Source organism: Ruminococcoides sp., from assembly GCF_057037865.1.
This window is the reverse complement of sequence record NZ_DBLZMS010000009.1, coordinates 86,424-101,011: the sequence shown is the minus strand read 5'-3', so window position 1 is coordinate 101,011 and position 14,588 is coordinate 86,424. Positions and strand designations below refer to the sequence as shown.

Sequence of the window (14,588 nt, the reverse complement as noted above, 5' to 3'; positions counted from 1 at the left end):
ATATTAGTGGCATCAATAACGGTCAACACATTGTCACCATTAGTATCGTAAAGGAATTTCTCATCATCAGTTAAGTCAATCATACCTACAACATACTTTTGGACCTTGGTTGCATCCACAACCGTAAATTCGTAATTACCACTGTTAACGATAGTCGCTGCATATGGTATTGTACATATCGCAGATAACAGCGTTATGATCAACAATATTGATATTGGTTGTATTATTTTTTTCATGTTTTTTGCTCCCTTATCTGTGCCTGTTGTAATAGTCTTTGTCTGACCGTTTACAAATGTCTTTTCTACCGTATTACCGTCTGAATCGGTAACAATGTAATGAGTAAGACTGCCGTTTGATGATGTGCGATATTCGCTTTCAAGCGAACCGTCAAATGTGTAGTAGTAATATGAGGTTTCGCCGCTTGAATAATTTTAGGTATCAGTAGGCTCAAATGAGCCTACTTACCCACATTCGTTTTAAATTTTTTCAAATATAGTTAGAATTATTAATCAATCTAAAATTTATGCCTATTTTTTTTAACTCATTAAATGCTCTAAAATTGGTCTCATTGACTAACACCATTTTTTCATGTGAAATACAGCGAAACCACGGTATGCAATTTTTATAAAAAGCCAAATCTTCAGGATAATCATAAGCATTCCAAGAAGAAAAATCTATAGGTTTCATCAATAAAGCCGTTGTTATTTTATTAATTCTGAAACAATGGATTTGTTGTCCTGCAGTATATCTGGGTGTTTTTATTTTGCCTAATGGAATTTCATGATTTCTAAAACCATCCAAGAAATTAAAATATTCATTAGAATGATCCTTTTTATGGATCTGTCTCACAGTAAAAAAACTAAAATTCTCGCTATAGCAAGTGGCAATTTTTAATATATCGTTATATTTACTATTAAAATCGTCATAATTCATAAAAGTATAAACCATAATACCACCTGTATTCCCTATACATAAAACGAATGGATACTCAACTTTATATTTTTATATTTAACATGATAATACTTAAAAGAAGCAGACCCTCTATGTTTGGGATCACACTTACTTCTAGTGCTGCCTACTGAGTTTGCTATATTTAACGCATCACTCTTATAATAAGTTATTACATCTTTGCCTTGCCGCAACTTTGATTCAACTTTACTTTTAGTAAGTTTACTTCCAAGTATAGGTACATCATCACTATTAAATGTTATAGTATAAAATCGTTTATTGTTTTTTCTTTCTTTTTTCAATTTGGATCGTATATTATTTGCTGATTTAACAGCAGTATTAAATTTTTTAACTGCATTAATTGCATTTTTAACCTTATTTTTAGACCAATTCCATGTAGCAGACGCACCATTCCAAATTGCATTACCGATAGATGATAGTCCGTTACCGACTGCGTTACAAAAAGCAGACCAACCTTTTTGGAAAAATGAAGTGGAACAAATCGCTACAGTTGCTGCAGTTAAAGCTATTAAAGCATAAACTAAATCATCAACTAGGGCTACATACCCATTAGGATCAAGATAATTCAATAGTACAAGTCTGTTTCAGTATCATAAACATAGCCACGATAACGAATCGGGTTTATTTCTCGAATTGTCGGCTCGCCTTTGGTATCTTTTATGTTACCCCAAGCGTCATAAACATAGCTTGCTACTTCTGTGCCTGCGAGGTCAATAATTCTGATTACATCACCCTGCAAGTTTTTTACATAAAAGTACATTGTACCGTTATATGAGAATGAGGTTGCACTTCCGTCACTGTCATAGTGGAACAACAGAGTATCATTACCCTTTACAAGGGCAATAAGGTTTTTGTTGCTGTCATAGTAATAGTTGGTCTTAATTCCGTCAACGGTTTTCTGTGTTCTCATACCGTTTGAATCATAACTCATCTGAATGGCTTTATCGGAAGTGTTTATATTCTTAAGGATTCTTCCGTTCTCCCATTCAAAGCTCATTCCGTCACGGTATGAAAGCGGATTGCCGTTTGCATCGTATGAAATATTACTGCCGTTAACCTTTGTCAGCTTATCCTTCCAGCTTGTATCGGTGTACTCATAAGTATTGCCGTTCTGCGTTCCTGTCGGATAACCGTAGGTGGGATCAAGAACCTGTTCATATTTATTTTGCAGGTTTCCTGCTCCGTCATAAGAATAGTTAATGTAGAACTTATTTACATAATCGTATTCTTCTTTAACCTCATTAAGGCTGTCATAAGTGTACTTGTTTATGAGTTTGCCGTTCTGCTTAATCTCGGTAATATTGCCGTTTGCATCATAAGAATAATCATATGACAAAACGCTGTCACTGCCGTATGACTGACTGTACTTGCTGACAAGGTTAGTTGTTGAATTTTCAGCCTTACCGTTTGCGTACTCATAGTCTGTATTAAATACAAGAGTACCGTCACTGCGGACAGTTCTGACCTGTGTAGTTCTGCTCCCGTCATATGAGCCAATATTTCTTTACATAGCAAGTTAAAATAGAAAATAACAAAAAGCTACACTAAGATACAGAAATACAGGAATACATAAAGTATTTTGGGGCTAAAATTAAAGCACATCACCTATTTTCTTTAATCTCATAAACTCTTTTTTAAAAACAATAATTTGAATAATTATTACCAAAACAAAAAGTATACAGCAAATGATAGCTGCTGTAAAATTATTGTAAGAAACAGCAAGTAGTATTAGCAATAAGAATATCAGCTCACAGACTGATGCACAAGAAATAAACTTCTTAACATATTTACAATATGCATTGGTCAAATTGACCTTATCTATGGTATATTCCGTTTTAACGAGAACTATATTATCGCAATCTATCCAACTTATCGTGGGTAACTTTTTAGTTTTCCTGTCATAATAAAAATATCCTTCGTTGTAAATAAATTCCAAATCGGTATCTTTATCTATGAAAACATTAAAGTTAGTTTTAATAATGTAAGGACTTAACTTATTATACCACTTTGAGTCGGTGTTCATCAATAGAATATTGAAAATGCCTTGCAATATCATAGTGAAAAAGAAAATCAAAATATTACTGAAAGAATGATTGCTTTTGCAAGACTTTTTGCAAATTTTAATATTGTAATTTTTTGATTCGCTCAACTTAAAAACAGCCTGATTGTTTTCGTGGGTAATTGTGTGTGTCTCCTGCCCAACTGTAATATCAAAAGCATTATCTTTTATGTATTTACATGATATTTTTATCACCATAATTTAAATTCCCATATAACATTATTTATACTTTTATCAAATATATAATCTAGAATGCCGGAATCGGAAGAAAATCCCCACAGCGGATGAATATAGTTATCGGTATATGAAATGTATTCTTTAGCTGTTAATTGCTCCGCCTACTGATAACACTATATCGACATTTTCAATTATATAATTTAAAAATTTATTTACTATCGCTGAGTTCGTCGCTCCTGCTATCATATTTTCAAATTTTTTGAATTTAATTTTTGAAAGGATCTTTTTGCCAAAATAAGGTATCTTTTTTATTACATTTTTAAATTTTTTATTGTTTGCTTTTCATTGGGACTCGTGCATTAAATTACAACAGATTAGTTTTTGTACAAAAGAATAAATAGTTCACATAAGTTGTCAATATGCTCTGTTCATCAATAATATATGGTAGGCAAACTTTCATCATAATTATTAATACTTTTTCGCACAATGTATGCTTTCTCTTTAGAATCTTTTAAAACAAATTCATTCAACCAATATATGAACGATTCACTACAAACACCAACCCCTAATTTATTTCCAGAGTCATCCTTCTCCCAAAATTCATGCTCATTCAATTTATTAAATAACCATTTATCGCATTGATTTCGATGTTTTTTTATATTTATCCCAATACTATCAGGTACACTTACTATATCCGCATTATAGCAGATATTCGTGTAATAATCAATGAAATTTCCTTGAATTTTCGCACTAATCAAGACGATTATTTTCGCCAACCTCTCACAATACAACGCGAACACCGCAATTTCAGCATTTTACATTGCTCGTCATCAGCTTGTAAAGCTCGGTATTGCGTGGGAATTTATTGACAAACGGAACAAGAGAGCTGCTAACCTTGAGAACCCCCCTGTCCTGCACCAACATTCGTGATATAACTGAGCTGAAGGTCGTAAATATTAAGGAGCTTTTGAAACTCCATACAGCTATGGATACTTGATTGATAACCGTCAAATCCGTAGCCGTATTGAAGGTTACGCCCTTCCTTTCATTGTAGCACACTTTCCCAAAATTGAAAAAGTGTGCAAGCTATTTTTTAACTTACACACTTTATTTTACAATCTACATTGGTACGGTTTGCAGTTCAAAGCGGAGAGGTGTGTGATTATCAGAGCAACATGGGAACTACCGCTCACAGTATATCACAATTTCATCCAGCTTTACAGACGCTTTCTTGCCTTCATCACTGCACAATATATCAAGCCGCCAATCATTCCGCCTACTGTATTATAGAAGATGTCTGATAGCTGGAATGTTCCCAGACGAAGCAATAACTGCAACATCTCAATGCTTATCGAGAAGATGAACGCTATCTTACCGCTTTGCCACAGTATTTTCTTCCAGCCGTTTCCTATCTTCTCTCCGAATGTCCACATCACTACTGCTGAGAACGGCACCAACATGATTACGTTCTCAATACACTCCGTTGTCAGCTTCTGTTCGCCGTTCACTGTCTCCCAGATGCCCCAGCCGCCCATAACATCAGATAAAGGATTCATCCATAGGCTCCGGTTTAACAGGGTTCGGAACAGAATAAGTGAGGTCACAAAAAATAAGAAAAACAACTTCCGAAAAAACACACTCTCTTTGAATTTCTGATACCATGTTACTATGGCACTCTTCCACCCTTTGCCGGCATGTATTGGCTCATACGCATACAGGTAGAAAAACATTGCAAAGAACGAGAGAAGCAGTGAGAATCCAAAAGGTTCATAAAGAGCAGTCAGGATGTTTGTGAGGATCTTTCCGAGTAAATCAATCGTTTCTTTCATCATCGTTTACAGATCACTAAATAAGTCAGCCTTGTATACACCGTTCTCCAGCATCTTCCGGAAGCTATCCTTTACTGCTGCGACATCTTCATGGTAGGTCATGCCGTACCAAGTGTCGTTGGTCTTCAGAACCTTTACGGACATCTTGCCCTGCTCCAGCAGCTCACCGATGAAGATTGGGATCAGATACTCGGCTTTCTGAGGATTGCTCGGTACTTCTTTCTCAAAAAACTTCTTGAAACCATTTTCCAGCACATCCAGAAAATCAGGAGTCAAGCCCCACATATTCATGGAAACCAGAGAATTCACATCAACAACCACACCGTCTGCCTCTGCTCCATCTGCAGTTTTTACGATGTTCTTGGTTTCCACAACCTCAGTCAAATTGTTCTGATCATCCATCTTGCAGATGCCACGGGTCACACCGCCATTATCAGACAGCGTGTTCTTCAGAACGAAACCAGCCATGCAGGACTTGCCGCCATTCACCAGATACTCATGGACAGCCTTGAAACCTTCTTTGCCATAGTAATCATCTGCGTTGATAACGATAAACGGGGTATCAATCACATTTTTAGCAGCAAGCACAGCCTGTCCGGTTCCCCACGGCTTTGTACGGCCTTCCGGAAGTTCTCCCGGAATATCGCTGATATCCTGGAAAGCGTAGTCCACAGTTACATTGTGGGACTTGCAGATTGAGGCAATGCGATCTCCGATGACATCTTTGAACTCCTTCTCTATATCCTTACGGATAATAAATACCACATGATTGAAACCAGCCTCAATCGCATCGTGAATTGAGTAGTCAATGATGATATGGTTTGCATCATCGACCGGCTCCAACTGTTTTATTCCTGTTCCAAATCGGCTGCCTATTCCGGCCGCCATGATAAGTAATGTTGTATTCATCATACCCATCCCAATTTTACTTATAGATTGTTTAGAAAACTCTTTTTGTTCTTTCGAGAGTCAAACCATCCATATTGAAAGATAGTTGTTCTACCATTCTATTTTCTAGCTTCGGTTAAGTTGTTCTCAATTATTATCTATCAGTGTCGCTTGTTTTTTATAAGCACAAAAATTTGCGTAAATCTACTTCTATTAAGATAAAGCACTACGGCCAAGATAGCCATTACAATCAATCTCAGAAACAAATGACCGCTAAGAACGCCCATAACTGTTCCAATGAGGACATAAGCCAATGATATAGCAACTATTATTTTTGCATCATAAATTTTACCCTTGATGTTATTTTTTCGGAGCATTCTTTCCATAGAACAGTAATGAAGTATTGCCATCAAAATATAACATGCCAGTGTTGTATAAGCTACCGCGGCATAGCCGAACCACATTATTCCAAAATAGTTTGTAATCAGATTGATTGCAGCGCACACAATAGCAATGTTCATCACAGACTTTGTTTTTTCAAAGTACATCTCAATATCAACAAAAAGATTATACAGAAAGGCAAAGAGAACAGCTAATGTAATCGGCGGCATCAAATCAATTGCACCGGAATACGACCCCGGGGCAAAAATTGCCACAAGTTCTGGTGCAAACGAAATCAACATAATATTGCAAAATGCTACTACCAAAATTGCACTTACAACTACCGGTTGAATTTTTTCTTTTTCACCGGCTTTGATCCTTTGGAATACCCATGGGCGTATAGCTTGCAGAATCGACGTGTTTATCATGGACAAAATCATTGCCATACTGTAAGCAAGACTATAAACGCCCGCTGCACTCTCTCCAACCATTTTTTGAATCATGATTCTGTCTGAATGATTCAAAATCACCTGTGATAAAAAGTGCGGAACCAGCGGAAGATTAATCAACAACGCATACTTCCAGTACTTTTTATTATAGTATTCATGCCCACGGGACATGATTTGAATATATAGAATAACTCCAACCGCCAGTTCAACCAATGCCAAGGTCGCAATACGCGCTTCCACTTTGTAGGCATCATTTGTCAGTAGAACTGCAATGATTCCGAGCACTGGCTTCATAACAACAATGAACATTGTCACTTTTACCAGTGTTGCGTATTTGAATTCATTTCGCTTTCTTGCCGACCAAAAATCCAACGCTACCGTTGAAATCACCATAATAAACATACAGACCATCATAGGAGTTTCCAATCCCAGCAGACTGTTGAATGTTTTATGGAACAGTAAGTAAATCAGAAAAACTCCGCCGCACCAAGTTGTTGCCAATCCCAAAAGCGAAGATGAAAATCTATCCTGATCATCGTTGAACTTTACAAGTCCTTGGATATAAACACCATAACCAAGCTTCAACGATGCAAAAATTGTAACGATTTCCAGCCATGAATTAAATACGCTGTAAACGCCATACTGTTCTGTTGTCAACAGCCGTGTAAAAATTGGCGTTGTAAGTAGCGAAACACCACGCGTCATGAAGCCACAGATTACAAACCATAGCGATGCACGTGCTACGACTGGCATTTTTTCATATTTTTTTATAAACTGTTTGATTTTTGTCATTTTTTCCTCCACGGAAATTATCGTCTCTTGATTTTACGATATATGCTTCTAAGGATAATTTCCGTTCGTCCCTGTTTGCATGCTTCTACAATAGTATCAAAGGACGTGTTATCCTCTTTGAGCATACTCATAAACTTTTCACTCTTACGGTTTTTCTTCGCATTCAGGCAGAACAATGGATGAACTTGCCGTAATGTATCCGCATCAATTTTGAGACATTCAATCGTACCCTCTTGTTCCAGAACTCGAATTGCTTCCATTCCCTTTTCTGTCTGCGGAAAAAGGATCCCTGTTCCGTGTCCATCGTTCTTTTCCGGCATAATCTTGTCAATATCCCAGAAATCACCGATCGTTACATCACTTTTTCGTGGAAACGCTTTCAAATCGCAGCTATAACATGCCGGACGAATGAAATATCCCTTGCTATATGTTTTTGCGTACAGATCTGTTTGCTTGTCCGCTACATAGCTTGTGCTATCGCCAAAGTCGATCTTTATCGAATAGTTTTGCCAGCTATCGCTTTTATCGCGCATATTGACTGCACAGATTTTCTTTCCTTCTGGTACAATGAATTCTTTGTATTTTTCCCACGCCTTCGGTGACTGTATTCCATAGCACAAAAGGTCAACTACAAAAAGATTTTGATAATCCTTTTTCAAATAGGAACACAAACCATGTGCCTGACAAGGTGTCCCACAAAAAAGCACTTTCTGATCAGCTTTTAGGAGCTGCTGTATTCTCTCAAAGCAATCTCCCAAATTGCTTTCAGCATACTTAGAACCTACAAGAGGTTTCAGTTCCGCTTCCGTATGTATAATCGTATGGCAAACTTCAAACTTTTCATTGTAAATAGCGGCACATACATATCCGCCTGCCCCAAGCGTCTGCATGGCCAACGGATAGAAAACTCCACCGGAAGAACTTTCAGACAAAATCTCCGGATCCCTATTCACCACGCAGTAAGACTCTGCTACGGAATGACACACATTACGCGGCTGTTCATTCGGGCAAACTGCATTACATTGATTGCAGTGAATACATGCTTCTGGCCTCACAAGCCGCGGATAGTAAAAGCCAGTTCCCTCTTCTGGCTGCATTTCAATGCATTTTTTCTGACAGACAGATGCACATGCTCCGCATCCACAACAATCCGCCTGCTTTTTCTTATGCAATGCAACCTGTACTTGCTCTTCCTTTGGCACATCTTTCAGAGCATTTTGCAGATACTCTGTTGTCTTTTTTCTCAAATCCAAAAGAATCCGCTCTACCTCTGAATAGTTAGGCAATGTATCTTCCTGTATTGCAGTCGTTTTTTCTGACCAAATATGTTCCAGCAAATTCAACTGTCCCAAGAGAGAGTAGATTCTTGAATTTGCCGAATTGACCGACGTTGATTTAAATCGTTCAAACGTCATAAATCGCTTGTGGTTTAAAATTGAAAACACCGTTGCGTGAAAAGAATCCGTGCACACATAACTTGCATCACGAATCATTCTTACAAAATCACTCGGTGTCACGTCATACAAGCATACGTCCGCACAAGCTTCATCCGCCGGAACATATTCCTTGAAATGCGGCATAATCACGAGTTTCAGGCCAAGACGATCCGCAATTTTTCTAGCTTCCGTACGGTGCTGTTCCGTTCTCCCTAAAAAGTAGCAAAACATGTATGGTTCTTGAACACGACTACGCCCCTCATCAGCCAGTTTACTCCAAACGGATGGCTCTACAGATAATGTAGGATCCAGAACAACCGGCACATCCATACCAGTAAGTTCTTTCACAATCTCCGCACCTTGAACCTCTCGAACCGACAGAGCATCAAACTCTTTTAAGAATTTTGCATATTCTTTTTTTCGATTATCGGGCACATTGCTTATTCCAAAGCTCGGTGCAAACGCAATGCGCTTGCAGTTCTTAGGCGCAAACTCCAGAGTGGTTGTCGGATTATTGATGCTGCCCGGCAACCAAATCTGATCGCTTCCGCAAATCACTGCATCATACTGTTCTGCACAGTGACAAAGTTCATGGTATCCCTTGATTAACGGAGTCAATTTATAATGCGACTTATCAAAACTGTTGATCGCATCTTTTCGAACTATAAGATTTACCCGCATCAATGCGCTGTTCTTACGAGCATCGGTCTTTTTTCTCAGTTTTCCCTGAAGATATTCTTTGTTTGCGTAGCGCTTCAAAAGCTTTACAAAGCGATGATCACTCCTGCGGTCAAAATTAACGATTTCAACTTCATACCCAAGACTTTTTATTTTTACCTGCACAGCGTACGCCTGTAACTTCGTACCATAATTATCAACTTTATATGGTGTGCATAAGCCTACTTTCAAAATTACTTCCTCCACTTATCTTTTGTTCAAAGAATGTATCTCTTCTAACTAATATCTGAATTGTAAATATCAATATCCAGTCATTTGCAACATTCATAACACTGGTAGCAACAAGCAATGTCATACAAAAATACAATGATGCTAAATATAAGCCTACATTGTTTGTCTTCAGTGATTCTTTTTGTATAATATAAAACATAAGCACCATAAGGAAAAGTATTAGAAGTCCATATTCTAGTCCGACTCGTATATATCCCATATCAAGTGCACTATACTGACCCTTTGCTGCATCATTATTAATATATAATTGTTGTCCAAATATAGACAAATCATAGCGTGATAGATATAAATTCGAAAAAGCTATGCGTGTAGAAGAAATGAGATTTAACACCTGCATAATCTTATTTCCGCTGTCATACGCGAAAGATATTCCATAGGATCCTATAGCAAATATAACAGAACTGACTGAAAAAAATGAGCAATGATCTTCAACAAATGCCTTTATTTTTCTATTTTCAAGTATGATAGATAAAACTATTATGACTGTGCTCGCATATAATCCAGTCCTTCCAACACCAACGAGAACCTGAACTGCACAAATTGCTATTACTAAAAGATACATTCTTCGTGTATTCTTCTTATCATCTCTAAACCATGCAATAATCTCCGTAACTAAAACACCCATATTCATTCCAAACATATTGTAATGAATATATCCTAGTGTAACCTTTTCATTACCATAGACAACAATCGAATCATTTTTCAAGACACCTGTAAATGCACAGACTAAAACAAACAGATATAAAAGAGTTCTTGCCGGTATATCAATTCTCAAGAATTCACGATATTCAATATTGTCAACAGCGGCTAATGAAAACAAGCCCCAAAACAAAACCGTCCACGAGTCTGCAGTAAAATACGCCATCAAAAAAATTGCGCCAACTAGGCTTCCAAGTTTAATGAATCTTATAGAAACGCTTCTCCGTAGAAAAATACAAATCAGTAATAATATAACAACAAAAGCTTTTATCCCTCTTGTAAAAGTACCACTACCAAGTATGTTTTTAAACTGGCTCTGCTCAAAAAGCACATAATTTATTATATATATTATCCAAGCACTATAAAATGTACATTTTTTTATTTGAACCTTCATAATTTCTTTCTTTCTTGTACAGTCACTTCTAGATATATTTTCTCAAAAAGCTCTATTTGCTTCTCAATATCAAACACCTCAATATTGTTTACAATACTTTCATAGAAGTGATTGATATAATCTCGGTTTAAATACAGCTTCATTCGTTTCGTCAACTCTTCTATCTTATCACAATCGCACAAATCGCCGCCATGCGTCACTGCATGAATTTCGGGAATTCCACCGCAGTCGCCCGCAATCACCGGCATTCCATACATATTGCCCTCAATAAAAACGCGGCCAAACGGCTCCGGCCATACAGACGGGAACAGGAGAACGTCACAATCCTGATACTGTTTTGCAAGTTCTTCACTATTCAGTTTTCCGTGATAGATAATTCTGGAGTCTTTTTGTGCCTGTTCCTTTACATAATCCGCCATATCGCCTGTTCCGCAAATATGTAATTCACAGTTTTCATTCTCTATTCTAGAAAACGCTTCCAGCATCTGACGGATGCCCTTCAGATAAATCAATCTACCCGCGTACATAAATTTTATACATTGTGATGTTCTAGCTTTCCGTTCTTCCACCATGCGCTGAAGCAGATCGTAGTCAATCTGTACGCTATTGAAAACACATTCCTTGACCTTTGATTTATCAAAAGCCCCCGTAGCCAAAGAAGTTCTAAGGGTATACTCCGATGGTGCTGTTACCGCATCCACATATTTAGATACACTGCACATATATTTTTGATGTGCTTTTACCACAAGTGGGCTTACTTTATGTCCGTGCTGTACAGGAGAAAGAATCGCCGTATCACGAATTGTATGAACCACCGCAATTTCCTTTCTATGGGCAGCTTTCCATACGGAGCAAGGTATTCCATAAAGCGTATTGGTATGAATAACATCCGGTTTGAACCGATTACAGATTTCTTCAAAATCTTTCACACAATCCGGATTACAGTAGCACCTCAATTTTTGTGTCACTTTTTCGAGTGCACTAACACTATTTTTCTTATAACTATATTTATAGAGATCAAACTTCCCGGTTGTGCAGCGATAAACTGTAATGCCATTGATTTCTTCGACTGTCTTTTGTCCCTCCTTCGCATCGGCACAGTAAATGGCCACAGTGTTGCCATGCCTCAGAAGATTTTCTGCAAGTAGTTTTACACTTTGCTCTGCGCCACCTTGCATATTAGGATAATAAAATGTATTTACAATAAGTACTCTCATCTAAATTCCTCTACGCCATCTTATTCGTTTTATTTTGTAATCGAAATATTATAATTCATCCCCCCCCGAAGAATTTTCATCTTCAGCAGGATAGCTTTTATTCTTTGTTTCATACACTTTGATGGCAAGCAACAAAATGTTGCATAGTTAAAACTTTTGCTGGGGTACTTCTCAAAAAACAAATCGTGTTTTTTCGTTTTAAGAGAAGGCTCCCTTAGCTGATCGTTGACAGCTACCACATGTTCCAAATTTACTGGGAACAGTTTCACATCCGACTTTTTTAGCAGCTGCTCGCCTTTTTCTGTTTGGCACAGCATAATTGAAACTCCACGTCGCTGTTCATCTTCGGCTAGGTCGCTTTCCCATGAATCACCAATCGTGATGTCACTTCCCCGATTGATTCCTGCATATTTGCATTCATAGCAATTATCTGTATAATCCAGCCCACACAAGAATGCAAGTAAATAATTATCACACGACCCCGGTTGTGAAAGTGGAGTTCGATCCTGTGCAAGGCCAAACACATCCTTATAGCGAAAAGAAATACTGCTTACTTCTTCCAAATTCACATTATGCAGTTCAAGGTAATCTCGCAGAAGTTTTGGGGATGGCGTTCCATGACAAATAAGATCCACTGTATACAAATTATCGTTTTCTTTAATAACCGTTTTCAATGCTCCTACCTGACACGGCAAGCCAATAAACAAAACCTTTTTCTTTTCCTTTAAAAGCTCCTGCACTTTTTTATATGTTCCACTCGGATTGCTCTTTACATATTTTGATCCTGTAAATTTTTCAAGCTCTTCAAAACTCGCCGCACATTCAAAACCAAATACTCCGTTTTTGAAGCAGCAACTGACAACCACGCCGCCCTCCGAAATAAATTGCCTAGAAATTGCTTTTGCAGCGCCACCAGAAGATGATTTTCTCCGCAATTTTTCATCTTCAATCCATCCCTGATACCATGTTTCTGGGTGTTTTAATGTAGTCTCTTTATTATTTTGGCAGACATTTGTACAAATACCGCAATGAATACATTTTTCTTCATCTATTACAGCATTATAAGCCTGCCTTGTATCTACAATCGTAATTGCACTTTTCGGGCACATATCAAAGCACGCCATGCATCCCACGCATTGATTCTTTGCACAAACCGTCTTTACATCATTTTCCATTCTTTCATTCCTCTTTACATAAATAGCGCCTGCTCTAAATATCGCTCTGAATCACATCGCGCTTTTTGAATTTTCTTATCTGAATTGTTCCAATCAATCTCAGCATCCAAATCCGCTTCTTCGTTATCAAAAAGAATTCGATTCTTTATTTCCGCAAGTTCCAACAAATCCGTCATTCGACTGATCTGGCTTTCTTTCACTTTCCCATTCGCACCAACTTTCGGAAAAACAAAAAACGGCCGATGGTACAGAATACTAAAAACAATACAATGAAACGAATCGCAAAAAACATATTCTGCGTGTCGAATCGCACTAATAAATTCTGCTGGATCTGCATCCCAGAGTTTATAATCTCCAAATTTTAAATCATACAGATCTATTTTTTCATAATCCAAAAATGGGATCGATACAATTTTCAGGTTCTTTTCTCTTGCGATATTTTCTATATATTTTCTCTGCGTGGCTGTTCCTCTTAACATATAGGCAAAAATATATTTTTCATTATAGATTTTGTTTTCAGAGATTGTATCCCAAAAGCCTCTTTCAATAAGCATTGTTGGATCAAGAACAGCTTCACATTTTTTTTCATCAATAATTAGGTTAATTGTTCTTGCTCCAGAGTTCTCACGACAAGACACGGCTTTGAATGTGCTTAAATTTGCTTTGATTTGCTCTTTTTGCTTTTCTGAGACAGTACTGGCTCCAAAACTAGGCGCATACGCAATTTTATTTTTACCCTTTTCCACAAATGGAAGCCAATACATACTATCCGTTGGAACTAAATCCGGATTCCAAATCTGATCGCTCCCACAAATATAGGTATCATAGTATTTATTACTATCCGCAATATCGTGTTCATTATATTGCAGATTTGATACTTTTAGTTTTTCGTCCACAAATTGTTGCATTTTTTTATTTCTTAAACGCAGTCCTTTGAATGCAACTTTCCAAAAAACTCTCTTGCATGTTTCTGCCAATCCAACACTTTTTATCTTGTCAAAAACATTGTCCACCGACGTAGCCTTTTTCCCAAATTGGCAAATGATTTCATACTGTAAATCATTATACTGGTTTAATTTTTGTTGCAATGCAAGTGCCTGTAGAATCGACCCATAATTATTTCTCCACCAGGTAATGATTCCAACTTTCATATC

General features: G+C 37.4%; 14 protein-coding genes. All 14 read right to left on the bottom strand.

The window, feature by feature from the left end:
• On the bottom strand, positions 1-236 hold a 236-nt coding region (locus AC2HW8_RS08960; RefSeq protein WP_484327446.1), incomplete at its 3' end, for a hypothetical protein.
• A gap of 250 nt (positions 237-486) precedes the next feature.
• The gene (locus tag AC2HW8_RS08955) at positions 487-948 is read right to left on the bottom strand and encodes a hypothetical protein (protein ID WP_117886937.1); all 462 of its coding nucleotides are present in this window, start codon (positions 946-948) and stop codon (positions 487-489) included.
• A 17-nt stretch (positions 949-965) separates the two neighbouring features.
• Positions 966-1,538, bottom strand: a complete 573-nt coding sequence (locus AC2HW8_RS08950) for a hypothetical protein (protein WP_117886938.1) — start codon at positions 1,536-1,538, stop codon at positions 966-968.
• Positions 1,535-2,305: a hypothetical protein gene (locus tag AC2HW8_RS08945; RefSeq protein WP_484327445.1), complete on the bottom strand. Its 771-nt coding sequence runs from the start codon at positions 2,303-2,305 to the stop codon at positions 1,535-1,537. Before AC2HW8_RS08945 ends, AC2HW8_RS08950 begins: the two co-directional genes overlap by 4 nt.
• A gap of 255 nt (positions 2,306-2,560) precedes the next feature.
• Positions 2,561-3,226: a hypothetical protein gene (locus tag AC2HW8_RS08940; protein ID WP_293639798.1), complete on the bottom strand. Its 666-nt coding sequence runs from the start codon at positions 3,224-3,226 to the stop codon at positions 2,561-2,563.
• Positions 3,227-3,636: 410 nt separating this feature from the next.
• Positions 3,637-3,981 (bottom strand): hypothetical protein, encoded by a 345-nt coding sequence (locus AC2HW8_RS08935; RefSeq protein WP_484327444.1) that lies wholly within the window; start codon positions 3,979-3,981, stop codon positions 3,637-3,639.
• Between the two features lie 441 nt (positions 3,982-4,422).
• The gene (locus AC2HW8_RS08930) at positions 4,423-5,037 is read right to left on the bottom strand and encodes a VanZ family protein (protein WP_484327443.1); all 615 of its coding nucleotides are present in this window, start codon (positions 5,035-5,037) and stop codon (positions 4,423-4,425) included.
• A gap of 3 nt (positions 5,038-5,040) precedes the next feature.
• Positions 5,041-5,943 carry a sugar phosphate nucleotidyltransferase gene (locus AC2HW8_RS08925; protein WP_313708611.1) on the bottom strand — a complete coding sequence of 301 codons (903 nt, stop codon included), beginning with the start codon at positions 5,941-5,943 and terminating at the stop codon, positions 5,041-5,043.
• 140 nt (positions 5,944-6,083) lie between these two features.
• Positions 6,084-7,544, bottom strand: a complete 1,461-nt coding sequence (locus tag AC2HW8_RS08920) for a lipopolysaccharide biosynthesis protein (protein WP_117950830.1) — start codon at positions 7,542-7,544, stop codon at positions 6,084-6,086.
• 17 nt (positions 7,545-7,561) lie between these two features.
• A complete protein-coding gene (locus AC2HW8_RS08915) occupies positions 7,562-9,889 on the bottom strand; it encodes a polysaccharide pyruvyl transferase family protein (RefSeq protein WP_181979473.1) in 2,328 nt (775 codons plus the stop codon).
• Positions 9,861-11,042, bottom strand: a complete 1,182-nt coding sequence (locus AC2HW8_RS08910) for a hypothetical protein (protein ID WP_117950832.1) — start codon at positions 11,040-11,042, stop codon at positions 9,861-9,863. The genes AC2HW8_RS08915 and AC2HW8_RS08910 overlap by 29 nt, the downstream gene beginning before the upstream one ends.
• A complete protein-coding gene (locus AC2HW8_RS08905) occupies positions 11,039-12,259 on the bottom strand; it encodes a glycosyltransferase family 4 protein (protein ID WP_117950833.1) in 1,221 nt (406 codons plus the stop codon). Before AC2HW8_RS08905 ends, AC2HW8_RS08910 begins: the two co-directional genes overlap by 4 nt.
• Positions 12,260-12,288: 29 nt before the next feature.
• Positions 12,289-13,434, bottom strand: a complete 1,146-nt coding sequence (locus AC2HW8_RS08900; RefSeq protein WP_484327442.1) for a Coenzyme F420 hydrogenase/dehydrogenase, beta subunit C-terminal domain — start codon at positions 13,432-13,434, stop codon at positions 12,289-12,291.
• A gap of 14 nt (positions 13,435-13,448) precedes the next feature.
• On the bottom strand, positions 13,449-14,585 hold the full coding sequence (locus AC2HW8_RS08895) for a polysaccharide pyruvyl transferase family protein (protein ID WP_484327441.1): 1,137 nt from the start codon (positions 14,583-14,585) through the stop codon (positions 13,449-13,451).
• Positions 14,586-14,588: the final 3 nt, after the last annotated feature.